This window comes from Dyadobacter bucti, assembly GCF_005869225.1.
GTDB lineage: Bacteria > Bacteroidota > Bacteroidia > Cytophagales > Spirosomataceae > Dyadobacter > Dyadobacter bucti.
Map to the genome: position 1 here is coordinate 289,464 of NZ_SWFP01000008.1, position 25,171 is coordinate 314,634.

Annotated in this window: 18 protein-coding genes; 5 read left to right on the forward strand and 13 right to left on the reverse strand. The window is 46.1% G+C overall.

Going from position 1 to position 25,171, the window contains the following annotated elements:
• Positions 1 to 29 precede the first annotated feature (29 nt).
• From FBF61_RS25245 to FBF61_RS25255, 3 genes are all read right to left on the reverse strand, one after another.
• Positions 30 to 1,043: a zinc-binding dehydrogenase gene (locus FBF61_RS25245; protein WP_138482568.1), complete on the reverse strand. Its 1,014-nt coding sequence runs from the start codon at positions 1,041 to 1,043 to the stop codon at positions 30 to 32.
• Positions 1,044 to 1,138: 95 nt separating this feature from the next.
• Entirely contained in the window at positions 1,139 to 1,927 is a 789-nt protein-coding gene (locus FBF61_RS25250) for an NIPSNAP family protein (protein WP_138482570.1), read from the reverse strand.
• 114 nt (positions 1,928 to 2,041) lie between these two features.
• The gene (locus tag FBF61_RS25255; protein ID WP_138482572.1) at positions 2,042 to 3,073 is read right to left on the reverse strand and encodes a PorP/SprF family type IX secretion system membrane protein; all 1,032 of its coding nucleotides are present in this window, start codon (positions 3,071 to 3,073) and stop codon (positions 2,042 to 2,044) included.
• 337 nt (positions 3,074 to 3,410) lie between these two features.
• Here FBF61_RS25255 and FBF61_RS25260 point away from each other — a divergent pair, with 337 nt between their 5' ends.
• The 3 genes from FBF61_RS25260 (at position 3,411) to FBF61_RS25270 (ending at position 7,761) form a co-directional block, all read left to right on the forward strand.
• A complete protein-coding gene (locus FBF61_RS25260; RefSeq protein WP_229215212.1) occupies positions 3,411 to 6,173 on the forward strand; it encodes a PKD domain-containing protein in 2,763 nt (920 codons plus the stop codon).
• A gap of 53 nt (positions 6,174 to 6,226) precedes the next feature.
• The gene (gene ruvB / locus FBF61_RS25265; RefSeq protein WP_138482574.1) at positions 6,227 to 7,252 is read left to right on the forward strand and encodes a Holliday junction branch migration DNA helicase RuvB; all 1,026 of its coding nucleotides are present in this window, start codon (positions 6,227 to 6,229) and stop codon (positions 7,250 to 7,252) included.
• Positions 7,253 to 7,338: 86 nt separating this feature from the next.
• Entirely contained in the window at positions 7,339 to 7,761 is a 423-nt protein-coding gene (locus FBF61_RS25270; protein WP_138482576.1) for a (deoxy)nucleoside triphosphate pyrophosphohydrolase, read from the forward strand.
• On the opposite strand, the gene FBF61_RS25275 is transcribed toward FBF61_RS25270, so the two are convergent.
• Positions 7,747 to 9,108: a dihydroorotase gene (locus FBF61_RS25275; RefSeq protein ID WP_138482578.1), complete on the reverse strand. Its 1,362-nt coding sequence runs from the start codon at positions 9,106 to 9,108 to the stop codon at positions 7,747 to 7,749. The genes FBF61_RS25270 and FBF61_RS25275 overlap by 15 nt on opposite strands.
• Positions 9,109 to 9,183: 75 nt before the next feature.
• Between FBF61_RS25275 and FBF61_RS25280 the strand changes: the two genes are divergently transcribed.
• Entirely contained in the window at positions 9,184 to 9,876 is a 693-nt protein-coding gene (locus tag FBF61_RS25280) for a ComF family protein (protein ID WP_138482580.1), read from the forward strand.
• Between the two features lie 59 nt (positions 9,877 to 9,935).
• On the opposite strand, the gene FBF61_RS25285 is transcribed toward FBF61_RS25280, so the two are convergent.
• Both FBF61_RS25285 and mfd read right to left on the reverse strand, forming a co-directional pair.
• Entirely contained in the window at positions 9,936 to 11,198 is a 1,263-nt protein-coding gene (locus tag FBF61_RS25285) for an SUMF1/EgtB/PvdO family nonheme iron enzyme (RefSeq protein WP_138482582.1), read from the reverse strand.
• 98 nt (positions 11,199 to 11,296) lie between these two features.
• Positions 11,297 to 14,644 carry a transcription-repair coupling factor gene (gene mfd / locus FBF61_RS25290; protein WP_138482584.1) on the reverse strand — a complete coding sequence of 1,116 codons (3,348 nt, stop codon included), beginning with the start codon at positions 14,642 to 14,644 and terminating at the stop codon, positions 11,297 to 11,299.
• 228 nt (positions 14,645 to 14,872) lie between these two features.
• On the opposite strand from mfd, the gene pnuC reads away from it, so the two are divergent.
• A complete protein-coding gene (pnuC, locus tag FBF61_RS25295; RefSeq protein WP_138482586.1) occupies positions 14,873 to 15,493 on the forward strand; it encodes a nicotinamide riboside transporter PnuC in 621 nt (206 codons plus the stop codon).
• 154 nt (positions 15,494 to 15,647) lie between these two features.
• On the opposite strand, the gene FBF61_RS25300 is transcribed toward pnuC, so the two are convergent.
• The 7 genes from FBF61_RS25300 to FBF61_RS25330 all read right to left on the reverse strand — a co-directional run bounded on the left by FBF61_RS25300 (position 15,648) and on the right by FBF61_RS25330 (position 25,160).
• Entirely contained in the window at positions 15,648 to 16,097 is a 450-nt protein-coding gene (locus FBF61_RS25300; protein WP_138482588.1) for a barstar family protein, read from the reverse strand.
• 74 nt (positions 16,098 to 16,171) lie between these two features.
• Positions 16,172 to 17,095 carry a sugar phosphate isomerase/epimerase family protein gene (locus FBF61_RS25305; RefSeq protein ID WP_138482590.1) on the reverse strand — a complete coding sequence of 308 codons (924 nt, stop codon included), beginning with the start codon at positions 17,093 to 17,095 and terminating at the stop codon, positions 16,172 to 16,174.
• A gap of 31 nt (positions 17,096 to 17,126) precedes the next feature.
• Entirely contained in the window at positions 17,127 to 18,614 is a 1,488-nt protein-coding gene (locus tag FBF61_RS25310; RefSeq protein ID WP_138482592.1) for a c-type cytochrome domain-containing protein, read from the reverse strand.
• A gap of 10 nt (positions 18,615 to 18,624) precedes the next feature.
• The gene (rhaM, locus tag FBF61_RS25315; RefSeq protein WP_138482594.1) at positions 18,625 to 18,939 is read right to left on the reverse strand and encodes an L-rhamnose mutarotase; all 315 of its coding nucleotides are present in this window, start codon (positions 18,937 to 18,939) and stop codon (positions 18,625 to 18,627) included.
• A 30-nt stretch (positions 18,940 to 18,969) separates the two neighbouring features.
• Positions 18,970 to 20,445: a DUF1501 domain-containing protein gene (locus tag FBF61_RS25320; RefSeq protein WP_138482596.1), complete on the reverse strand. Its 1,476-nt coding sequence runs from the start codon at positions 20,443 to 20,445 to the stop codon at positions 18,970 to 18,972.
• Between the two features lie 231 nt (positions 20,446 to 20,676).
• Complete coding sequence (locus FBF61_RS25325) at positions 20,677 to 23,430, reverse strand: DUF1553 domain-containing protein (RefSeq protein WP_138482598.1); 2,754 nt, start codon at positions 23,428 to 23,430, stop codon at positions 20,677 to 20,679.
• 143 nt (positions 23,431 to 23,573) lie between these two features.
• Positions 23,574 to 25,160: a RagB/SusD family nutrient uptake outer membrane protein gene (locus FBF61_RS25330; protein WP_138482600.1), complete on the reverse strand. Its 1,587-nt coding sequence runs from the start codon at positions 25,158 to 25,160 to the stop codon at positions 23,574 to 23,576.
• Positions 25,161 to 25,171 lie beyond the last annotated feature (11 nt).

Here is a 25,171-nt window from a genome sequence, read left to right on the forward strand (position 1 = left end):
GCGATGAGCGATTTATTAGAAAACTTAGGTCATTCAATCTTCAAAACTATTTTACCAAACTGTTGCCCGGACTCCATATACCTTAGTGCCTGCTCAGCCTGTTCGATCGGGAATACTTTGTCTATAATGGGTACTATTTCTTTTTCTTCAATAAAATTGATCATCTGCCGGAATTCATATTCCGTACCCATTGTGCTACCATAGATATTGAGTTGCTTAAAAAAAACTTTGGCTGGAACAATGTCAGTGATATTGCCTGTTCCTCCCCCGTAAAAACAAATTCTGCATCCTGGTGCAGCAATATCTATCAGTCTTGCAAAACCAGGCCCGCCGGCACTGTCGATGATCACATTAAAATATCCGATTTTGGGCCCCCGCGCCTTTACAAGCAAATCACGGTACCAGGTTGGATTTTTGTAGTTGATCCCACCTTTCGCACCCAGCTCAATCGCTCTCTGAATTTTTTCGTCTGATCCTGAAGTAACCCATACTTCCGCCCCTGCTGCGATAGCAAACTGAATGGCAAAAAGCGCCACGCCTCCGCCTGCGCCGGTAACCAGTACCTTGTCAATCGGCGTAAAACGGCAGCGTGTCATCAACGATCTCCACGCTGTAAGTGCCCCAAGTGGCAGGGTTGATGCTTGTTCAAAAGTAAGATGTTTCGGCTTTTCAACCAGATATTTGGCTTCTACCCTTACCTGCCCGGCGAAAGTGCCGTTATCAGGCAGTCCCAGGATTTTATGATCGGCACCATAAAAATCGGGGTTGTCACCCCAGTTTTGAGAAGGGTTGATAATCACCTCCTTGCCAATCCAAGCCTTTTCAACACTTTCACCAACTTTAATCACGATACCTGCACCGTCTGAGCCAAGGATAATCGGAGTCGTAATTTTTGGATACAACCCTTTCTGGATCCATACATCCCTGTGATTGAGAGATGCTGCTTTCAATTCAACAATTACCTCCTCTGCGGCAGGATCCAGGTTTTCAAGTTCCTCAATAACAAGCTCTTCATGCAGATTTCTTAAAACAGCGGCTTTCATAAAATCGATTTAAAATAAAAAAAGTGATGGAACCGGCTTTGCCTGAAGATGCAAACCAACTTCCATCACTTCAAAATGAACATTGATCCGGCCTCCTAAATATCCGAATAATCCGTAGGATAAAGGAAGAAGATCGTGTTTTTTGATACGTTGTTCTGATATTCCGGATTTGCTTTCAGTTTGAGCCAAACGTCGTCCTCAAAAAACGATTTCCAATGCGCGTCGCGGGAAGCTTTATCAGAAAAAGTGGTCATGTACATCAGATTCGGCATGTGACTACCTGAAATGACCGAACCATAAAAAACTGCATTAAATCCGAGCCTGTCAAAAAGCGGTACTTCCCCACCGTCATTGAACATTTTCACCTTATTCCTGTGGATTTTTTCAGTATGCCCTTCATAGCTTCTTAATTCATAGACCCGTTCGCTTTTCGGTGCCGACAAATTGGGCAATTTGTGTACAGGCATATCCCGGAATGATTCCAGAACAATGGATTCGAAACGGGCATAAGGTGGATTATTGTAAGCTGCATCAATATAATCTTTGCCCGCTGATAAATAAGCCGCATCTTTTTCCAGTGTTTTTGGAAGAGCTAAGAGTTGGTCAAGTGATTTTAACGGAGTCAGGACATAAATAAGCTTTCCGGCAGAAGTATCCGATGCTACAGGTTTGAACACACCAATATTCTTGATCCCGGCGCGATGCATGGCCGGTAGATAGGCATCTTTCAGATACTTTTCCACCCTCGATCCCTGATCCGGATTTTTCAGGTGGTAAATTCTTATCTCGTAAAATTCCTTTTTAGGAGCAGCTGACTGAGCACTCCACGAGATCGTAAGCAAAAACAAGGCAACGAAAACGCTGAGCCTAGAGCAATTAACCATGGATGGATATAATGTTAAACGGTGATTCAATTGTAATAAAGAAGACAAACTGCTTCCAACTTTACCCTTTAACCGCCAGTTTATATTTGCTACAAGTCGATAGCGCTACTATCCTTAAAATTTGGGACAGGAAAGTTGTTTTTTACTGCTTTTGCTCCGCCGTGGTTTTGAGTCGAAAGGATCAAATATATAGGAGAGGGAAATTTCATGAGCGCCGCCGCTGCTCGCTCCGAGGGTAGAAATCGTCAGGTCATAGCTGTAACCGATAGAAAACTTATCCTGACGAAACCCTGCCAGAAATATCAGTGATTCATGGTTATTGATATTCTGCGCATATTTTTTGAAAGGAATCCCCCTGTACCAGGCGCCGAGTACCAATGGCTCTATTGTCGCATATAAACCGGCATCAAACTGGTCGTACTTTCCCTGCTTCTTGTACATAATCGCCGGGGAAATGGTCTTTTCCTTGTCAATTTCGTCGCCTAAAAATGTATAACCGGCAAAAGGAATCCGCAAACCAGCCTGCAAACTCGCCTTAACCGGCAGCCTGGCGTCAGAAATGGAAGAAAACGCCTGATTCGGCCGGTTCAAATGATGCGCAGATACGCCAGCCCAATACCAGTCGGAATACAACATCATCCCCGCACCGAAGTCTGCATAAAAAACATTGGGCCCTCCTTTTGCAAAAGGATCTTCCGAAGGTTGCCCTGTAAGTCCGCCATTGTTAAACTGGTCACCAAATGTTAATCCGAAATAATCCAGCGTACGGGATGCAAAACCACCCTGGATACCCAGCCGCAAAGATGTAACCTCATTTAACTGCAATTGATATGAATACTGGAGTGCAGCCTCTGTCGACTTCAGATTGCCTAAACCCTGGCTGTCCATTGTCACCAGCACGCCCAGTCCGCTGTTATAATTTGGCAAAAATACATCCGCTCCGATAGAGGTAGTCACAAAGTTTGCCGACAAGGAAGGCCATTGATTGCGGTAATTGATTGTTGCGCGGGGTGCAAGCGCACCGCCCGCGAGAGCAGGATTAAGGTATAACGGATTTGCGTAAAACTGAGAAAACTGCGGATCCTGACTCCAACCTTTCAAACCAAGGAGTGTCATCAACAAAAGAGGTAGTATACGCTTTATCATAAATATAACTTATTGACGTACTTTAAAGCAGGTCGATGAAAAGGCTCAAAAAAAATCAGGTAATTTAATTCACAAAATATCATCAAATTGCGTATTAATATTCAAATTAGAGTGGTTTTTGCGACAATATCACACAAAATTTTAACATTTTATTTTCGTTAGTATTGTCGGGTAACCAGATATTAATTGTGAAGGATGGGGGTGTTTGAACAAGTAACGAAACATGGGGCGAATTTATAATAAGTACCAACAAATATTTTATCCGGTTCTCCTTCTTATACTGCTATCCTCGGTATATGCTGAGGCGCAGACTCCCTTTGTTGTTGAGGGACAATGCATGCAAAACCCGGATTGCGAATCTGACTCGACTTCATTCAGTGATACGCTGAAAACGTCTACTGCGTGGCGTTGGGATTTTGGCGAAGCCGGCGCTACCGATACCCGTAGAAACCCGCAACACTCTTATCTTTCCCCTGGAACCTATAATGTTACTTTAACCAGAACCATTGCCGGCGGGGCTACAGAAATAGTTTTTAAAAGTGTTACCATAGGAGAACTACCTCCGCCTTTTCAGCAGTGGAAAGCCGACACTACGATCTGCCCCGGCGATACCCTTACCCTTGATCCTTACCCTAACGGCGCTCCCGCGGGTGCGAAATACGTCTGGTACCCGAAAGGCGACACGACACAAACCTTGAAAGTAGACAGTTCAGGGTGTTATTCGGTAGAGGTTATCCTGCCAAATGGTTGTAAAATTCAGGACAGGATCAATGTGAAAATATGTATGGAGCCAGCCGCCCAGGAAGGTTCAAAGTGGTATTTCGGTGGAAATGCGGGGCTCGATTTCTCCAATAATCCGCCGTCCCCCATTACTGATGGTAAATTGAATACGCCCGAAGGTACTTCTGCAATTGCCAATTCCAAAGGTCAGTTGCTCTTCTATTCAGACGGGATAACTATATACAACAAGGACGGGGAGGTCATGCAATGTTTTGAGCTGGCTAATTGCGTCCCATTGAAAGGCAGCCCGAACTCCACCCAATCCGTTTTGATAGTCCCGCAGCCTACCTGCCGCGGGTGCGAGTATCTTTTCAATGTATTTACGACTTCTGATATCAACGGGGAAAAGCTCCTGACGGTAAGTGTTGTGGATATGCGTAGGAATAACGGCAAGGGAATGATCATCGAACAAAACACTACTTTACAAACCCCAACCACGGAACGTATAGTGTCTGCGCGTAACGATGTTGATAGTACTTACTGGGTCATTTCCCACGACTACGGCACCAATAAGTTCCGCATTTTTCACGCTACACCTGGCGGTCTGGTAGAAACCAGCTCCCCTGAACTGGGCATGGTACATGATAGCCCCAATGAGGCGGAGGGCTACATGAAATTCTCTTCTCCCGACAGCGCATCCGGTCAGCGCAGACTTGCGGTGATCATACCTGGTCCTCCGCAGAATTACGTGGAGTTATTCAATTTCAATGATTCAACAGGTGTACTCACCTACGATAAAACAATCGACCTTGGCCCGGCTCCGCCCATTGCTTATGGAATTGAATTTTCGCCCACGGGAGAAAAAATGTACATTTCATTCCAGGGCGAAAACGGTACGAATTCCTATCTTAAACAATACGATCTTACACTCCCCGACAGCCTTTTGACTGAAACGGCTATCACCATAGACAGTTCCGCGAACCGAAAATACGGTGCTCTCCAGTTTGGCCCCGACGGCAGGATTTATATGGCTATCGAGGGAAGCGAATATCTGGCCGTCATTGGTGAGCCGGAAGGCAACTCGTTAACAGGCGTGGATTATGAAAGAGACGGGGTAAATCTGGGAGGAAAAAACAGTCAGTTGGGGCTACCGAATATGGTTCAGGATTTTACGCAAGAATCCTCCGGCCCGGGATTTGAGGCAAACGGATTTTGTACAAATGAGCCTACGACATTTGAGGCCAGCCCCATTTGCCAGCCCATCGAAGATATGTACTCCTGGGATTTTCTAGGAAACGGCAGTTTTACCGCTCCGTCCAAGGAGCAAAAGGCTACTTATACCTATACCCAGCCTGGTACTTACATGGTTGCGATGCGTGCTACCAATAAATGCAAAGACACAACAGTCATTCAGGAAGTTACAATTTATGAAACACCTCCGCAGATAGACCTTGGTCCGGACAAAGATACTTGTGGTGCATATGTTCCGCTGGATATGAAAGTGACTGCCGAGGTATATGCCTGGATTCACCGAGGCCGGGTGGTTAGCCGTGAAAAAACATATCGTGCCACAGCAACCGGCAGATACATTGCGGTGGCTTTCAATGGCCCTCAGGGTGACTGTTTTTCTGCCGATACACTCGAAATTACGTTGCGCCGCCCGCCGGCATTTTCCATCGGCCCCGACACCACTTTGTGCCGTGACAGTTCCGTTGTTCTGTCAGTAGGAAGTGAACGCTGGATTGAATTTAACTGGAGTACCGGTGAACAGACAAGAGACATCACAGTTGGTCAGCCAGGTTCTTATTTTGTTATTGTAAAAGACCGCAACGATTGCTTCAATTCAGACACGATCCAGGTTGGCGAGTTACCTTCTCCGATCCTTAACCTTGCACCTGAATACGTAATCTGTATTCCGGACGGCCAATCAGTCACATTGGATGCGAGAGGGCAGGGCGTGCTGGAATATGAATGGCAGCCCTCCGGCGATACTACTCAGACTATCTCGGTGAACCTGGAGGGAACATATACCGTTCAGGCCACAAATAATGATGGTTGCGTAACGGAGCAGTCCACGAATGTGGTGGATAAATGCGAACCACGGTTTTTTATTCCTGACGCATTCACGCCAGACGGGGAAGGACATAATGAAATCCTGGAGATCTTTGGGGCGTATTATACCAATTTCTCTATGCGCATTTACAACCGTTGGGGAGAGGTGATTTACGCGACCAATAACCTCGAAGATCGCTGGGATGGTACATACAAAGGGTTGAAAGTGCAGCCCGGAAGTTATCCATATGTGCTGTCCTATGAAAGTCTTTACTACCCCGAACGCGCTCCGACTGTCAAACGCGGCTCTGTGATGATCATCCGGTAGGCTTTCATTTTGCAGATTAAAACCGTTATTTTTGGCTAAATAACAAATTGATTATGCGCCAGGATTATCTGTCCGGAGAAAAAGAAAATCTTTCCAATACTGAAAAGGAAATCGAACGCGCACTACGACCGCTGTCTTTTGATGATTTTACAGGGCAGGACAAGATTCTTGAAAACCTTAAAATATTTGTTCAGGCCGCACGGCAGCGCGGCGATGCACTAGACCATGTTTTATTACATGGCCCTCCGGGGCTTGGAAAAACCACTTTGTCCAATATTGTAGCCAACGAACTGGGCGCGGGCATTAAAATAACGTCAGGACCGGTGCTGGACAAACCCAGTGATCTGGCCGGACTCCTTACCAATTTACAGGAACACGACGTCCTTTTTATTGACGAAATTCACCGCTTGAATCCTATTGTCGAAGAATATCTGTATTCGGCTATGGAGGATTATAAAATAGATATCATGCTGGACAGCGGCCCCAACGCCCGCAGTATTCAGATAGGACTGAATCCTTTTACTTTGATAGGGGCCACTACCCGGGCCGGCATGCTCACTTCTCCTTTGCGCGCCAGGTTTGGGATCAATGCCCGCCTGGAGTATTATGATGCTCAGCTTTTGACCACTATTTTGAAGCGTTCATCCGCAATTCTGGGAACTCCACTTGAAGATGATGCCGCTTTTGAAATCGCAAGACGAAGCCGCGGCACTCCGCGTATAGCCAATAATCTTCTACGCCGCACGAGGGATTTTGCCCAGGTGAAAGGTAACGGCAGAATAACCGTAGCCATTGCTGAAATTGCGTTACTTGCTCTGGACGTTGATCAGAACGGATTGGACGAAATGGATAACCGCATACTCAGTACCATCATCGAAAAATTCAAAGGAGGCCCGGTTGGGTTATCAACGATTGCGACAGCCTGCGGAGAAGAAGCAGAAACCATTGAGGAAGTATACGAGCCTTTCCTGATTCAGGAGGGCTATATGAAACGAACTTCTCGCGGACGTGAGGTTACTGAAAAGGCTTTCAGGCACATGGGAATTTTACCACGTCACAGATCAGGAGAGCTGTTTTGAAAATATTACTCTTCCAAGTTTTAAGAATTCAACGTAAGTTAACATTAGATGTAGTATTTTTGCGGTAAATTACTGTGTCTGCCTCTATGATTGAAGTATTGGTTTCTGAAAAGTTGGTTGTACGAGTGCCTTGTGCTGTGATTGAACATAATGGAAAAATCCTGGCAGGACAGCGAAGTGCTGCTTTATCTTTTCCACTACAATGGGAATTTCCGGGAGGCAAGCTGGAGAAAAATGAAACAGACGAAGAAGGTCTTGTCAGGGAAATAAGAGAGGAGCTCAACGTTGAAATTGAAATTTTACACAAGCTTCCTGTCACTTCCAAAGATCAGGGCTGGCGCGAAATAATCCTTGTCCCGTTTGTTTGCCGTCTCCGAACTAAGAACATTAAGCTGACCGAGCACGAGCAAATTATGTGGCTTAAATCCGAGGAATTGCCGTCCCTTGACTGGACCGAGGCAGACTTAGACATTATCCAGAATTACTACCGATACCTAGCGGCTAAATAGTAATCTTTTCCCTTTCACAGTTTCATCAAATTTGCCATTTTCAAATACCAGATGTCCGGAGACAAATGTATGTGTAACTGCGGATCTAAACTGATTGCCCTCAAACGGAGACCAACCACATTTAGAATAGATATTTCCCGCCTCCACGGTCGTCGTTGCCTGAGAATCTACTAAAATAAGGTCAGCCCAATATCCCTCCCTGATGTAACCCCGGTCTTTGATCTGAAAGCAGTCAGCAACAGCGTGGCACATTTTTTCGACCACCCGTTCCACTGAAATCTTACCTTCTTTGCTAAGTTCCAGCATCACATTAAGTGTATGCTGCACAAGTGGCAGGCCGGAGGGGGATTGCCAATAAGGCTGCGCTTTCTCTTCCACAGTATGCGGGGCATGATCGGTAGCAATCACATCAATACGGTTATCCAAAACCGCCTGTAAAATAGCTTCCTTGTGATGCGGCGCCTTTATCGCAGGGTTACATTTGATTTTGTTCCCAAGCCTGTGATAGTCCTCAGCATCAAACCACAAATGGTGTACACAAGCCTCAGCTGTGATAAGTTTCTGCTGCCCGTCAGACAAAAGAATCTGCCCGTTACTTCTGTTTCCTACTTCAAAAAGGAAAACTTCGTCTCCGGTTGATATATGTAAAATGTGCAGCCTGGTTTTATGTTTATGGGCCAGCGAACTGGCAAAAGAAGATGAAGTAAGGCATGCCTCCTCATTTCTTATCAACGCATGAATATTGTATGGAACGTTTTCTCCGTATTTCTCTTTAAAAAACGCCATCCTCTTGCGCACGGTCGACTCGTCTTCACAATGTGTGGCAATGAGGCAAGGTGCATTGGCAAATATTTTTTCGAGGACTTCGGGCGCATCTACAAGCATATTTCCGGTCGATGAACCCATAAAGATCTTGATACCACAAATCCTGGACGGGTCTGTCCGCATTACCTCCTCGTAATTATCGTTAGAGGCGCCCATATAAAATGAGTAATTAGCTAAAGATGTTTCAGAAGCAATGTGGTATTTATCTTCCAGCAACTGCTGCGTGAGTGCATTTGGAACGGTATTCGGCATTTCCATGAAGGATGTTACCCCACCAGCCACAGCTGCCTTGGCCTCTGTATAAATAGTCGCTTTATGCGTAAGTCCCGGCTCCCGGAAATGTACCTGATCGTCAATCACACCTGGCATCAGATACTTTCCTTTTGCATCAATGACATGATCCGCATGAACGCTTTGCAAATCTTTTCCTATCCTTTCTATGTGACCATTTTGAATTAGCACGTCATATTGATGCGTGCTGTTTTCATTTACTACTTGTGCATTAACGATCAGCGTTGTCATGTCGGGAATCAGAATTTTTACTGTGCAAAGGTATTCAGTCCGCGCGAAAATCACTCACTTGATATTGTTTAAAATATGAGCCTTAGAACTATCTGGAACGATTTTATCGACCTCGCTTTTCCACGATGCTGCGAAGCTTGTGACAAAAGTCTTATTGGAAATGAAGAAGTTATATGTACCGGTTGCCGAATTTCCCTCCCCAGAATCACAGCCGACGGTATTTACAAAGACATCATGCAGTTCAAGTTTGTAAATGCACCGGAAGTATTTTCAACAAGTTCGTTTTTACTTTTTACAAAAAAAGGGAAAGTCCAGAAGCTATTACATGCACTGAAATATAAGGGAAATGAAGAAGTTGGGACTTTACTGGGTTTTATGTTTGGGCAGGAAATGGCTGCTGCGGGCCATCTTCCCGATGCCGATCTGATCATCAGCGTACCTTTACACAAGAAAAAGAAGCAACTGAGAGGCTATAACCAAAGCGATCTGCTGGCTGCCGGATTTTCCAAAGCCACCGGAATTCCATGGACAGGAACCACTCTGGAACGAATAAGGCACACCGCCACCCAAACCGGAAAAACCAAAGCCGAACGTCGGGAGAATGTAAAAGGTGTTTTTCTGGTGAAAGAGAGTATCTCCGCCAAAAACATCATCATCATGGATGACGTGCTCACAACAGGCGCAACTTTAGAAGAGTGCGCAGAAACATTGAAAGCCGCAGGCTGCCGTAAATTTTATATCATGACAATCGCTTTGGCACACCATTAAAAACAACAAAGCCGCCACTCTGAATGAGCAGCGACTTGCCTATGTTTTTACCTGATAAATCACTCTTTGTGGCTTCCTGTGGCAATCATTGCGCAACGGAAACCAACCATCGCAGTTGCCGAATCCTGATCCATATAGCGACGTGTGCCGGGTGACAACCAGTAGGCAACGTCCGACCAGGAACCTCCTTTGTAAACTCTCAGATTATCATTCACCAGTGAGTTATTGTTTTTTGTATCATAACTTTTTGCCTCATCCTGATAACCATCGCGGCGGAAAGAGTTCAGGTCATTTACATCCGAGTTTGAAAGCGGGCGGTAGACGTCATATACCCATTCACTCACGTTTCCGGCCATGTCATAAAGGCCGTTATCATTCGGCGGATAAGAACGGATTTCCTGGGTAATGATCGCTCCATCATTGGATTTACCTGCTATACCCGCGTAATCACCGGGGCCACGTTTGAAATTCGCTAACATCGTACCTTGCTTACGGCCGCGTGGATTACGCATTGTGGAACCGTCCCAAGGGTAAATTCTTTGATTAGATTGATTTTCATCCGAATACTGGGTGCCTATCATTGCCATAGCAGCATATTCAAACTCTGCTTCTGTCGGGAGGCGGTATGGCGGCATCACGTAGCCACTTTCAATTCTAAGCTGCGGAGCAGCCTGCGTGCTGGCAACAGCTTCGGCCTCGGCAGCAGCTGCTTTCTTTTTCTTGCCAAACGAAAAGCCTTTTTTCTTTCCACTGGCGGCTGCACCAGCTGTATTGTTGGCCTGACTAACAGCTGCCGTGCGCCATGCACAGTAGTCATTTGCCTGAACCCACGAAACGCCGACAACCGGATACAAACGGAAACCAGGGTGACGAAGATACATGGTTACATAAGAATCATTAAACGATAAATCGTTAAACCAAACGTTGGTATCAGGAAGTGCTTTGCTGTAAAATTCTTCGGAAGAATCACGCTGCACTGCATTCAGATATTCCAAATAGTGAACGTTCGCCACTTCGGTCTGATCCATGTAGAAGGACTGGATACTTACAGTTCTTTTAGGATTATCGCGCCTGTTCATCACTTCCTCTTCCAGAGAACCCATCGTAAATCGGCCTCCTTCAATATAAACAAGGTCCGGACCTGCAGGCAGGGCCTTATATTGTTTAACTTCAAAGCCATCTTTACCGTTATAAGCCAGACCCGTTTTGGAGCTGGTTTTTCCCGGTTTCAAGCTTGTCGGTTTTTTGTTTTTACTACAAGAAGTAGCCGCTAATAACACAATCAGAATCAACGAGATCGACCGGATACCCATCTTTTGCATGCAAATCATTGCTTTAAAGTGACTTAAGTGTTTGGTATTTTATAGTATGCTAAACCGCAAATGTATGAAATGAATCGAATTTATTACTTAAAAATCGTTTATTGGGTCATTTCCGACAAAATACTCCGGGCCTGATCAATGCTCTTTACATCCTCGCAGATCAACATCAACTTACCTTTCTGATCTTTCAAAGCAATTTGTTTCGGATGCTTTTTAATATACTCTATAACCTGTCCGAATTTCGACGACTGAAAGAACTCATCGTTCTGCGAAGTAACGAAGTAGCCTTTCATGGTATTGCTTTTCAGGGTCAATTTTTCGAAGTACATACGCTCTGCTGCCCAGCGTAAACGCACCGTTCGCAATAAGTCCGAAACTTCCGGCGGGACCGGTCCGAACCTGTCCAGTATTTCTTTTTCGAATTTGGCAAGTTCGTCTTCAGTTTCAATATTGTCAAGGCGGGTATATAACGATAGTCTTTCTGAAATATTTTTGACGTAATCGTCAGGAATCAGTGTAGCAAAATCCGTTTCTATCTGACAATCCGGAACCAGATTTTTGGGCAGCCCCAACGCCGACGTGAAAAGGTCTTTAAACTCATTATTTTTAAGATCCTGAACCGCTTCATCCAGCATTTTATGGTAAAGTTCATAACCCAGATCATTCACAAAACCGCTTTGCTCCGCGCCCAAAAGATTACCCGCCCCCCTGATATCCAGGTCGCGCATAGCCACTTTAAAACCGTCGCCCAGCTCCGAAAATTCTTCCAGCGTCTGCAAACGCTTTCTAGAATCGCTTGCCAGTGTAGATACTGAAGGTGTCAGCAGATAGCAAAAAGCTTTTCTATTGGAACGTCCTACCCGACCGCGCATCTGGTGCAGGTCCGATAACCCGAACATGTGCGCTGAATTAATAATGATTGTATTGGCATTCGCAATATCAATTCCCGACTCGATAATATTGGTAGAGACCAGAATATCATATTCTCCCTCGATAAAAGCCACCATGACCTTTTCCAGCTTGTCGCCATCCATCTGCCCGTGCGCCACGCCGATCCGGACATCCGGTACCAATCGCATGATAATATTGGCAATGGATTCAATGTCGTTGACACGGTTATGTACAAAGAAAACCTGCCCGCCCCGCTGCACTTCAAAACTGATTGCATCCCGGATAAACTCTTCACTGAAAGTATGTACTTCTGTCGTAACCGGCTGTCTGTTAGGCGGCGGCGTAGCGATCACCGAAAGATCCCTGGCTCCCATGAGTGAAAAATGCAGTGTCCTCGGGATCGGCGTAGCGGTTAAGGTAAGTACGTCCACATTAACCCGCATTTCCTTCAGCCGATCTTTTGCCTTTACCCCGAATTTTTGTTCTTCATCGACAATAAGAAGCCCTAAGTCTTTAAATTTGATGTCTTTATTTAAAATTCGGTGGGTACCGATCAATATATCTATTTTCCCATCGGCAGTATCCTTCAGCGTATCCTTAATTTCTTTCGTAGACTTGAACCTGTTGATGTAACCAACTCTCGCCGGAAAATCTGCCAGACGATCACTGAAAGTCTTGAAATGCTGCATAGCAAGAATCGTCGTCGGCACCAGAACCGCAACCTGTTTGCTGTCACAAACCGCCTTAAAGGCAGCCCGGATTGCAATTTCAGTTTTTCCAAAACCTACATCCCCGCAAACCAGACGGTCCATCGGATGTGCCTTTTCCATATCCTCTTTTACATTGGTTGTAGCCGTTGCCTGGTCGGGCGTATCCTCGTATAAAAATGAAGATTCCAGCTCTGCCTGCATGTAATTGTCCGGCGAAAACGGGAAACCCGGCGCCTGCCTGCGCTTGGCATACAGTGCGATTAGTTCATGCGCAATGTCTTTGAGCTGCTTCTTAACTTTCGATTTTTTAGCCTCCCACTCACCCGAGCCCAACTTGCTCATCGCCGGCGGCGTGCCTTCCTTGCCGGTGTATTTGGCGATCTTATGCAGGTTATGCACACTTACGTACAGCAGGTCATTATCCCGGTAAATCAGCCTGATCGCTTCCTGTTCCTTTCCGTTTACATCCTTCCGCTCCATACCTGCAAATCGACCGATCCCGTAATCCACGTGGGTCACAAAGTCGCCCGGATGCAGGGATTTGAGTTCTTTCAGTGTAATCGCCTTCGATTTGCTGAATTTCTCTTTGAGCCTGTATTTGTGAAAGCGCGCAAAAATCTGGTGATCGGTATAACACGCAACCTTCAGGTTATCGTCCACAAAACCTTCCCGGAGCGAGATGTGCATCGGCTGGAATTTCACAAAAGGATCTAGATCCTCAAAAATCCTTTCAAGCCGGTCGAGCTGCTTGGGCTGCTCGGCCACAATGATATTGACAAAGCCTTTGGACTGATTATCAGACAGATCATCCAATAATCTTTTGAAATCTTTATTGAAAGAAGGCTGCGGCTTTGAAGAATAGGGAAGCTTGCTTTCGGTTTTGAAATAAGATCTTTTCCCGAATTCAACGGTTTTGAATTTTTTAACCTGGCTCAGAAACCCTCTTCTCGTTTCAAACAAATCCTGCGGATTGGCTACGATCTGCACACCTCCCCCGGTTACTTCTTCCAGTGCTTTTTCAGCCTTTTCAAAACATTTTTCAATTACTTCCAGCGTTAGTTCAGCATCTTTGAACCATAAAACTGTCTCAGGAGAAAAGAAATTCAGGAAGGATTCCCGCGTTTCATGCGACAGTTTTTGCTGAATATCCGGTACAATGTTAATCTGCTTGGCGGTTTCCAAAGAAAGCTGTGTATCGGGATCAAATGACCGGATACTCTCCACTTCGTCCCCAAACAATTCAATCCTGAAAGGATGTTCGTTCGCAAATGAAAAGACATCGAGAATACCCCCCCGGACCGAAAACTGCCCGGCTTCGAAAACGAAATCTGTAATTTCAAAACCATAACTCGTCAGAAATTCAGTCAGAAAGGACGGATCCAGCTTCTCGCCAACCTTAACAGAAAAAGTGTTGGCTTTCAGAGACCGTTTGTTGATTACTTTCTCAAACAAAGCCTCAGGATAAGTCACGATCTGGAGCGGGACAGCCCTGCTCACATTGAGTTTATTAAGAATTTCCCCCCGCATCAGGACATTGGCGTTGTCCACTTCCTCGTAGTGATAAGGCCTCTTATAAGATGTCGGATAAAACAGGACCTCCGTTTTTCCAATCAGATTCTGCAGATCATTCTGAAAATAGGCAGCTTCTTCCCGGTCGCTTAAAATGTAAACTGCCGGACCTTTCTTTTTTTGCTGGATTGCCGCAGTGACTACTGCATCAAGGCTTCCAACTAATCCTTTGATCTGAACGTGAGCGGCTTCCGGATTTTTTGAGTCAATCTGGGAGACCAGCAGATCCAGGTAACTGTCGCCTCCGTATAGTTTCAATAAGTCTTTAACTTCCAAGTAATTTCAATATTAGCCGGTTTTCCGCCGCAGTGAATGTATGACAGGATTAAACGCAAAAAGCCGTTCCAGGAAATTTCCTGACCGGCATTATAGGTAACAACAGTTTTTTTGAATTTGTTTAACCGTTATCAAATCATTGCAAAAATAGGTCCAAAAGAAGATCAGGACAAATTACTTAATTGTTAATCCGATATATTTACCTCCATAACCCGCTGATTCCGTAAAATGATCGATTGGCTCAATCAACCCATTTCCCTGGGAGGTATTGCCACTACCTGGCTTGAAATTCTGGGCTTTGTTACCGGTGCAATCTGTGTATATCTCAACACCCGCCAGAATGTGCTGGGCTGGTTTTTCGGAATTATTAACGCTGTTTTATACGCCGCGGTTTTCTGGCAGGTGAGGCTCTACGCCGATATGGGATTGCAGGGATACTATTTTGTGACCAGTATCTACGGCTGGTGGATGTGGAAATTTGGTGGCAAAAGTCACGACGGAGTAAGGGTAACATCCACTCCCTTAAAACTTTATGCTGTTTTCGGATTCATTTTTATAGTTGTCACATTCTCCTGGGGATTCCTTCTGGGTCACTTTACGAATGCAAGCCTTACTTATGCCGATTCCGCATTAACTGTCGCCAGTCTCATCGGGCAATGGATGATGGCAAGAAAATACCTCGAAAACTGGATTGTCTGGATCCTCGCCGACGCTTGTTACGTGGTCATGTATTTTTACAAAGACCTGCATTTAACGGCGATTTTATATGCAGTATTTCTCGCTCTGGCTGTGATGGGGTATTTTCAATGGAAGCGGGATATGCTATGCAAAACCGCCAAGAAATTATGATGTTGTCTTTGGTCAGGGATGGTCATTTTTGGTCAGGGGTAGTCATGAAGTAATCGCGTCTGGTCAGGGTAGTCGTAAAGTGGTCAGGTATCGCTCTTAACAACAAGTAACAACACATGTCTATGAATGACAATAAATGACGCCCCCCTCCTGGTCAGTCAAATATGCCAAACGGAATCTCCTGCTCTTCCAGCAAATTCTTTATTCTGGGCGAATCCTGGAAAACGATTTGCAACTCTTTCTTGACCAAACCTTCTTCTTCTTCATCATCCATCCATTTCCAATCTTCAGCGGTTGCATCCAGAATGTCGATGACAGAAAGAATTTTTTCCTCAGATTTTTCTTTGGAAAGCCAGTCTGAGGAATGATTGATATAAATGATCACTTTTTGTTCTTTGATCCACTGCAGGTCGTTGAGCATAGCGTCCAACTCTTCCAGATTCCTAGCAGGTTCATCCGGAAATTCCATTGCATTTGCAATCTGCTCCTGAAAGTCTTTGATCGACATTGCTTTGCTGCCGTCTATTTGACCAATAAATGCACCTAAAAAGGCTTTACGGATGTCCTTTTCTTCCTTTGCGATCAGAAAGTGTGTGTTTTTCATAGTATAAAGCCGACGTTTGATATAACTGCAAGTTATAAAAAAATGAATTTCCCATCCATCGAATCGATGCCGATTTACTTCAGATATCTTTTTCTTAACATCTGCATCATATAAACATTGATACCCCACTGATCAGCCAGCGGTTGGCCCGTGAAAGGAACAGTCGGGAGATAATTAGGCGGGCCAAATTCGGTCAGAACCGTCAGGGTTTCACCATTTTTTACTTTTTGCTCTACTACTGCATCCCACCACGCCAGGTGTGCTTTCACAGCGGCTTCCCACTCAGGTGCCCGCGGATCATTCACTTGTGGCCCTTCTTCATGACCGATCCGCGAGTGGATATGTCCCACCCTCGAAAGCGCCAGTTTGATCGTTTCCTCCTGATCCTGCAACAGACTTTCATGCACATTACACCAGTGCGAAATATCGAGCGTAAGTTTTAAACCGGGGTTTTTTTCAATGAAATTACGGGTAATATGGGCAGCGAAAAGCATCCGCCCGCGGTGTGTTTCATGATAAATGGGAATTCCGCTTTTGGAAGAAGCTTCGGTAGTATAATCAATAAAAGCTTTATTCTGTTCATAGGTAAAATAATCCTTCCCGCTGTGACAGTTGATATAAAGTGGTTTTTGACCAAACTGCGTCGTAGCCGCGTCAATTTGCTTTTTAAAAGCATCCAGATGCGCAGGATATTGTCTTTCTCCCGAGCCGCAGAGAAACCCTACTTCCAATCCATGCTTCTTTAAAGCCGAAAGCAATTCTGTCTGTCTCTCTTTGGAGCCAGGCCACCACATTTCTGTTCCGTCGTAACCTTCTTTTTTAATCTTTGCACAAAATTCATCCGTTGTACCTGTAAAACCCCAGTTAGTCCCGAGTACTTTTAAAGATAATTTATTGTCAAACCGGGACGGTGCAGGATTTTCTGATGCGATGGACTCAATGCCCGATAATACTCCGGCCGTAGCCAATGCAGTGCTTACAAAATTGCGGCGGTTCATATTTGCCTGAAATACTTTGGATGAATAAAATTTACTGTTTCTTCTGAGCCGTAGAATCGCCCGCTTGCAGGAATTGTGCTACTGTGGCTTCATTAAATCCGCTGACAATCAAAAGATCGGGATGTTGTTTGCTAACCTGGCTGACAGCACTATCGGTCACAGCCGATTGCCAGACATACACGGATTTCAGTCCTTTCATTGATGCCACATCCTTTAATCCAGGATCCCCTACTTTGGTATCGACCAGATTAATGTATTCCAGGTAGGCCAGGTTTTTCAGGTTCGCCAGGCCGGCGTCCGTTACAGCCGTATGTTCCAGATGCAGTTTATTAAGATTTTTCAGCTTTGCAATTTCCTTTAAGGCAGCATCAGTGATTTTGGTATCTCCAAGTTTCAGCCAGGCGATCTGTTCGGAAAGCGGAGCCAGCAGTGCCATTTGTTTATCATCAAAATTCGGCGCATTTACCGCACTTACTTCAATAAGGTTTTGATCCTGCGCCAGTGAATTTACAATTAAGCCTGCTTTTCTCAGCGCCTCAATATCTTTTTCGTTCGCAGCCGGTACTTTCAGACTAAGTACGGCGGACTTACTGCTTTTTGTACTGCCAGACGACGAAGAACCTGTTCCCAGCGACGCCAAAGCAGGCTTTACCTGATCCGAAACTTTCAGTTCCGACACTTTTTTATCTGCCGGTGCACCCTGATCGATCCACCAGGAAAGCAATGCGATCTGCTCCGTTGAAAGCTGCGGCTTGCCTTTCGGAGGCATGTGATCATCGTCACTTTCCGGCAGCAGACAGCGCTTGATCATATCACTTTCTGCACTCTTTCCTGCTACAAAAGCCGGTCCGCCTTCTCCACCTTTTACCAGCAACGCCAGCTCATCCATACGCAGGTCGCCCTTTTTCTTGGATTCATTATGGCATTGCACACAGCGCTGTTCCAGGATCGGCTGAACGATATCTTTGTATACGACCGCCTGCTCCACGTTTGCAATCGGCTTTATTTCAGTAGTTTGTTCTTTCGCGGGGGGTATCCCGGCCAGGCTCCTGAATGGTTCCGGCGTATATTGGGTCAGATAATCTTCACCATGCGTGAGCGACCCACCATCATGGCCGGCGGTAAAAGTAAGCAGGGTTGCCAAGCCGAGAGCAGGCAGGTAGATCTTAGGGCCGAAGGGGATTCTCCAGGCTGTCCAGTCGGATTTGAGCAGCCAGGCAATCCATGCAAAAACCGCTACTCCTATGCCCTGCCACATGTGATCACCCAAAAGCTCCTCGTCATACCCTCCGCCCAGCGACAGGAGATAACCGGCAATACATGCAAAAGTCGCTCCGACTGCCGACCAGAACAGAACAAACGAGACTGCGGATTCGCTTACATTGATTTTTCCGGTTCGTCTGCCTATCTCAAGAAGAGCGGCTACGAGTAAAAACCCGATCGGTAAATGAACCAGGACGGGATGAAACCTTCCGATAAAAAGAGCCCAGCCTGAGGCTTGCAAAAGTGGATAAATCATTCTTATGTAGTTACAATCTGAAAATTTCGGGACATGGAACAGCCTTTGGAGAGTTATCATTATTAACTTCCATCAGATCAGCCATGTAATCCCACCATTTTTTCATGATCGGCAAAGACGCCAGACTGGCTGAGGTATCATTCTCTCCCAATTTCTGAAAAGCAAAAAGCGCAAGTGTCTCTTCGTCCAGAAAGATGTAATATTCTTCTATTCCCGCACTTTTAAGGAGACTTGCCAATTCCGGCCAGATCTCGTCATGCCGCTTTTTATATTCCGCCTCATTTCCGGCTTTTAACTGCATCCGGAATGCTTTTACTTTGGTCATCAAAGGATTTATTATCGTTTTTTCGAATTTTTAAGCTATTACCTGTTTGACAACTTTTCCTTCGGTATCTGTCAGCCGGAAATTTCTTCCCTGGAAAGGATATGTGAATTTTTCATGATCAAAACCCATCAGATGCAGGATCGTGGCCTGAAGATCGTGGACGTGTACGCGGTCTTTTACCCCATAATAACCCAGCTCGTCGGTTTCTCCGTGCGAATAACCTTTTTTCACGCCACCTCCGGCCATCCACATTGTAAATGCATCCAAATGGTGGTCGCGACCCATATAAGGCATTACAAGGCCATTTCTATTTTCCTGCATGGGCGTCCGGCCGAATTCCGCACCCCAGACGATCAGTGTTTCTTCCAGCAAACCGCGCATTTTGAGATCCTGGATCAACGCGGCGATTGGTTTGTCCGAAAGCTGGCATTTATTTCTTAACCCGCCTTCTACATTGTCTCCGGCGGAAGTTCCATGTCCGTCCCAACCCCAGTCGAAAAGCTGTACGAAACGAACGTCATTTTCAACAAGCTTTCTTGCCAAAAGACAATTCATCGCAAAGGTACCTTCACCCGGTTTTACACCATACATATCCAGGATAAACTGCGGTTCCTTCGACACATCCATTACTTCCGGCACAGACATCTGCATCCGGAAAGCCATTTCATACTGACTGATGCGTGTCAGAATTTCGGGATCCTGTACATCCTCGTAAGTCTGCCTGTTGATCTCATTGATGGCCTCAATGGTCTGTTTACGCATGTTACGGTTCATCCCGCTGGGGTCTGTTACATACAAAACCGGGTCGCCGCCTGTACGGCATTGCACGCCCTGATAAACAGAAGGCAAAAATCCGCTGCCGTAAACACTCTTACCAGCATCAGGCTGCCTGCCGCCTGATGCAAGCACTATAAATCCCGGTAAATTTTTATTTTCCGAACCCAGTCCATATACTGCCCAGGCACCCAAACTCGGCCGCCCCAAACGTGCACTTCCTGTATGCAGCAGCAGTTGGGCAGGTGCATGGTTAAACTGGTCGGTATGCATGGATTTGACGAATGTGATTTCATCCGCAACCGTCTGCAGATAAGGAACATAATCCGACATCCAGGCGCCGGATTGACCATATTGTGCAAATTTCCCCTGAGGTCCCAGCATTTTCGGGACACCCTGAATAAAGGCAAATTTCTTCCCCTCAAGAAACTCGGCAGGGCAGTCTTTCCCGTGGTACTTTACAAGTTCCGGCTTGTAGTCAAACAATTCAAGCTGGGACGGAGCGCCCGCCATGTGAATGTAAATAACACGCTTTGCTTTGGGTGCAAACTGCGGGATCTTTGCTAAAATATTTTCAGCCGAAATATCAGTTCCGGCCGTTGAATCGCCGCATGAACTCAGTAAAGAACCCAATCCCAATGCTCCAAGCCCGAATCCACACGATTGCAGAAAGTGACGCCTGGTCTGGCGCTGCAAGTCTGCGTGTTGAAGTTCTTTTAGTAGTTTTTCCATGTTTTTTGTTCTTTTTTGTCTCAGTCCCAGGACTGAAGTCCTGGGTTGGTACACCCGATGCCGGTTTATCCCCAGCCCAGGGCTTCAGCCCTGGGATCCAATGCGATCGAACGCCGATGCCTCTCTGGATGGCCACCGCCGATACCCTTTCGGACACCCGTCGCCGATACGTCCTCTGACGCTTCCCCGACCACATCCCGGACCCAGAGCTGAAGCCCTGGGCTATCTGGGCTATTCTTTGGTCACCACGTTGTCCAGGTTCAGCATCACATTCGCCGAAATCGTCAGGGCTGCCAGTTCGGGAGACTTTTCTTTTCCGTAAACCAGAATGCTGTCCACATCGGACGGTGTCTTTTTATAATTGGTCAGAGCTTCCTGATATATTTTCAAAAGCACATTCAGGCTTTTAGCTTCAATTGGCTGAAAGGTCAGCATACGATACCCTTCGCTCAATTGCTGCTCTGGCGTTTTCCCTCTTTTTTTCATCGTACCGGCCAGTTTCTCAGCAGCTTCCAGATAAACCGGATCATTCAACGTGACCAACGCCTGCAATGGTGTATTGGTCAAAATCCGCCGCGACTGACAGAATTCCCGGCTGGGCGCATCGAACGTTGTCATCGACGGATAAGGCGCCGTACGTTTCCAATACGTATAAACCCCTCTCCGGTAACGGTCCGGCCCTTCACTTACAATCCAGCTTTCGCCGCTGTAAGGCGACTGCCAGATTTTATCCGGCTGCGGAGGCATAACGCTTGGACCATACATTTTATCTGAAATCAACCCACTGCAAGCCAGAGCCTGGTCACGCACCTGCTCGGCGCTCAGCCTTACTCTCGGGCCTCGCGATATCCAGATATTGTACGGGTCTTTTTCCTGTCTTACCTTATCCGATTTTGAATTTTGCTGGTATGTGGCCGACATCACGATCGTTTTCAAAAGTTTTTTCACACTCCAGTGATCTTCTTCCATAAACTTGACAGCCAGCCAGTCCAGCAATTCCTGGTGGGTCGGCTCGCTGCCCTGTGACCCAAAATCTTCCACGGTTTCTACCAAACCCCTTCCAAAAAGCTGCTCCCAGAAACGGTTCACGATCACGCGCCCGGTCAGCGGGTTTTCACGATTCACGATCCATTTAGCCAATCCAAGCCTGTCTTTCGAAAATTCCTTGGGCATTGGGGCCAAAAGCTTTGGAACATCCGGTTTTACTTCCGCTCCTTTTACCATCCAGTTCCCTCTGACAAAAACATGCGTTTTTCTCGCAAAATCACCTTTACCCTCCCAAATAACCGGCATACTTTCGGTTGACTTGGTCAATGCGGTAGCATAATCAGCAACAATCTGGGCGTAATCGGGCTGGTCTTTGCCCGGCAATGCCTTCTGAAAAGCCGCCCAGGTAATCCTGACCCATTCTTCCGGCATTTTTGGACTGGTCAAGCTCAGGTAAATATCGTGCTTACCGGCCGCCTTCGAAATCGGCGCTATTACAACAGTGTCTCTTACAGGTACTTTTATTTCCGATATCACAGGTCCGTCAAGCTTGTCGAGATGAAGTTTCAAAACCGCTTTTTCAGCTTTGGTAGAAACATTCATCACCACATTATCGGCATGGGTCAGATCCACTTGCGGGATGCGGGCATTTCCTTTGTCTTTTACGGCATAGTAGGATATCAGATGTACCGTGGACTCGTCGCCTTTTACAAAATTGTGGGCGTTGATCTTCGGCTCCATTACCCGCATAAACTGGTTAACATCAGCCTCTTGTGCAGGATTGTATTTTTTGATCCAGTCTTTCACCCTCTCAACACGGGCGGAATCCTCTCCTTTGTAAAACCGCAGCTTAGGCCATTCATCCCAAACATCCTCGTCTCTCGAATTATTGAAATATGCCATGTATTTGTAATAATCCTCGTGCGGAATCGGATCGTAAGGATGGCTATGACATTGGATACAAGCGAAAGTAGTACCCTGCCACACTTCCCAGGTTGTGTTTACCCGGTCGATCTGCGCGGCTGTACGAAACTCTTCGTCATCGGTACCGCCCTCATTGTTTGTCATGGTATTCCGGTGAAAACCAGTCGCAATCAGGTTTTGTTCTTTGGGAAAGCCGTTCTGATCTTTGGGCAACAAATCCCCGGCAAGCTGCTCAATCGTAAACTGGTCAAAAGGCTTGTCTTCATTAAAGGATTTCACCACATAATCGCGATAGCGCCACATGGTCCTGCCACCGTCGCTTTCGTACCCCTTGGTATCTGCATACCTGGCCAGGTCCATCCACATCGATGTCCATCTTTCGCCGTAAGCCTGCGATTTCAGTAGTCTGTCGACTACTTTTTCATAGGCATTTTCTGATTTGTCATTTTTAAAATCGCTGACCTCCTGCTCTGTCGGCGGCAGCCCGGTAATGTCCAGGCTCACGCGGCGGATCAAAGTTGCCCTGTCGGCTTCCGGAGAAACTGACAGTTCTTTTTCTTTCAGTTTTTTTAATACAAAATGGTCAATTTCGTTCTTTGCCCATTTCTTATCGCCGGTATCAAGCAGCCCAAACAGGTTCCAGACATTATTTAACGACGGTACCTCGGGCTTTTCAATCCGTTTGTAAGACCAGTGTTTTTCCCACGCGGCTCCTTCATTGATCCAGTTCTTTAAAGTGCCGATTTCATCTTCAGTAAGCGGTGTACCATTCTTCGGCATTTTTTCGTCCGGGTCGTTGCTCAGGATACGGCGGATCATCTCGCTGGCATCAGCATCGCCGCGCACCACAGGAACCTTCCCGGATTTACCCGGTTCCAGCATTTCGTGCTCAAACAGAAAACTCACATCCCCGGCTTTTTTGACACCGCCATGGCAGCCCATGCAGTGCTTGTTCAGGATTGGCTTGACCTCAGAATTGTAATCGACTTTCTGGCCAAACCAACCTCCAGACCACGTAAAAGAGGACATGAGAATCACCGCCACACCAATACCTATATAAACCCTGTTTCTCATTTTTCTATTAATTGATCCTGGTATTCTTCAAAGTGCCAAATACGTGTTTTTATTCCAATAAAAGAATTGGCTGCTAGTCACCTACTTACTTATGCAGAGACATATTCTTGCTTTCAATTCCGTCGCTGGCATGCCGATATGTCCTAGTAGCCTGCATTCTGCTGTATGTTCGGATTTGCATCGAGCTCGGCCTGCGGAATAGCCAGATAATATTTACGGCTGGGCTGAAAAACCCGGTCTTCCACTTTAATTCTCGTCGCAGACCAGTTTACCGCCCCCGTTTCCGCATTGACAGTCCCAAGTCGTGAACCGTATACCGGACCGTTCAATGCCTGGGCACCGATATCCCATCTTTTTATATCAAAATAGCGCAGTCCTTCGAAAGCAAGCTCCACTCTTCTCTCTCTTCTGACCAGTTCTCTGAGCTTCGCCTGGGTAGCATATACCGTCCGGTCAACAACCGGCATTTTGGCCCGGGTCCGCACCATATCAATCGCATCGTAAACATCAGCGGTGATCTGCCCTGATTCGATCGCTGCCTCTGCATAAGTCAAAAGCACTTCTGCGAGGCGGATGATCATCACGTTCGCATCACCATTATTTAATAACGCTTCAGGTACAATTGTGGTGTATTTCAATACATTATAACCACTCTTGGGAGCAGAAGCTGACTGGTAAAAATCCGGGCTGGACAATTCAAGCGTATTGAAAAACCTGCCATTGTATCTGGCTCCCGAGTACAGAACCGTCATAGCAAGCCTCGGATCGCGGTTGTCAAACGGCTTTTCGGTGTTGTACAATGCCGACTCCGAAATCGTTTTGCCATCTTTCATCTCGTAAGCATCCACAATGCTCTGTACAGCTGAAATAGACGACCAACCGCCTTCTTTGGACGGCAGGATGTTTTGCCACAAATTATTGGCATAGGTGTCCTTGATATACTGTATTTCCAGAATGGATTCGTAGTTGCTGTTCTCATTTTCCACTTGAAACAATCCGTAATAATCAGGAAACAGCTGGTAAACCCCACTTTTTGCCATATCAATTACCTTTTTGGCATCGGCCATGGCATCCGCGTATTTTCCTTCGTATAGTTCAAGCCGGGCTTTCAATGCAAGTGCCGCGCCGCTCGTAACATGCCCGCCCGACTGACGCATGTTTTGCACCGGGAGTATTTTGGAAACTGCATCCAGCTCACTGAGAATAAAACTCACAACTTCTGCCCTCGGTGTTTTTTCGATTTTTGCATCTTCCGGGTTTTCAATTACTTCGGTAACCAGCGGCACGTCCCCGTAAAACTGCACTTTCCGAAAATAATCATAGGCACGCAGAAAACGTGCTTCGGCCAGATACCTGTCCTTTTTCGCCGCGTCCATGTCGATTTGCGGTATCTTTTCTATAAACTGGTTGTATTTCCGGATCAGGTTATAGTTAAAATAATCTTTCCCGAAGTTGGACGCATTGGCCTGACCGTTCCCGATCACCTGTACATTGTCCCAGGCATACTGCGAGAAACCGTTATCGGTCATCAGATCCCACCAGAGCACATTATTAACCTCTTCCCATTTGTTATAAACACCCGCCAGGGCCATATCCGCATCCTTTTCTGTTTTCCAGAAAGTCATATCAGATAGTTTATCAGTAGGAGAAACACCCAGAAATTTTTCCCCGCACGAAGTGAATAGCGAACCGAAAATTGTCAGGCAGAATATTTTGTATATGAATTTCATCGTCTTGGAGT

Excerpts from the sequence above, each read along its gene's own strand:
- FBF61_RS25245 (WP_138482568.1), bottom strand. The coding sequence starts at position 1,043 with ATGAAAGCCGCTGTTTTAAGAAATCTGCATGAAGAGCTTGTTATTGAG.
- FBF61_RS25250 (WP_138482570.1), bottom strand. The coding sequence starts at position 1,927 with ATGGTTAATTGCTCTAGGCTCAGCGTTTTCGTTGCCTTGTTTTTGCTT.
- FBF61_RS25255 (WP_138482572.1), bottom strand. The coding sequence starts at position 3,073 with ATGATAAAGCGTATACTACCTCTTTTGTTGATGACACTCCTTGGTTTG.
- FBF61_RS25260 (WP_229215212.1), top strand. The coding sequence starts at position 3,411 with ATGCAAAACCCGGATTGCGAATCTGACTCGACTTCATTCAGTGATACG.
- ruvB (WP_138482574.1), top strand. The coding sequence starts at position 6,227 with ATGCGCCAGGATTATCTGTCCGGAGAAAAAGAAAATCTTTCCAATACT.
- FBF61_RS25270 (WP_138482576.1), top strand. The coding sequence starts at position 7,339 with ATGATTGAAGTATTGGTTTCTGAAAAGTTGGTTGTACGAGTGCCTTGT.
- FBF61_RS25275 (WP_138482578.1), bottom strand. The coding sequence starts at position 9,108 with ATGACAACGCTGATCGTTAATGCACAAGTAGTAAATGAAAACAGCACG.
- FBF61_RS25280 (WP_138482580.1), top strand. The coding sequence starts at position 9,184 with ATGAGCCTTAGAACTATCTGGAACGATTTTATCGACCTCGCTTTTCCA.
- FBF61_RS25285 (WP_138482582.1), bottom strand. The coding sequence starts at position 11,198 with ATGCAAAAGATGGGTATCCGGTCGATCTCGTTGATTCTGATTGTGTTA.
- pnuC (WP_138482586.1), top strand. The coding sequence starts at position 14,873 with ATGATCGATTGGCTCAATCAACCCATTTCCCTGGGAGGTATTGCCACT.
- FBF61_RS25300 (WP_138482588.1), bottom strand. The coding sequence starts at position 16,097 with ATGAAAAACACACACTTTCTGATCGCAAAGGAAGAAAAGGACATCCGT.
- FBF61_RS25305 (WP_138482590.1), bottom strand. The coding sequence starts at position 17,095 with ATGAACCGCCGCAATTTTGTAAGCACTGCATTGGCTACGGCCGGAGTA.
- FBF61_RS25310 (WP_138482592.1), bottom strand. The coding sequence starts at position 18,614 with ATGATTTATCCACTTTTGCAAGCCTCAGGCTGGGCTCTTTTTATCGGA.
- rhaM (WP_138482594.1), bottom strand. The coding sequence starts at position 18,939 with ATGACCAAAGTAAAAGCATTCCGGATGCAGTTAAAAGCCGGAAATGAG.
- FBF61_RS25320 (WP_138482596.1), bottom strand. The coding sequence starts at position 20,445 with ATGGAAAAACTACTAAAAGAACTTCAACACGCAGACTTGCAGCGCCAG.
- FBF61_RS25325 (WP_138482598.1), bottom strand. The coding sequence starts at position 23,430 with ATGAGAAACAGGGTTTATATAGGTATTGGTGTGGCGGTGATTCTCATG.
- FBF61_RS25330 (WP_138482600.1), bottom strand. The coding sequence starts at position 25,160 with ATGAAATTCATATACAAAATATTCTGCCTGACAATTTTCGGTTCGCTA.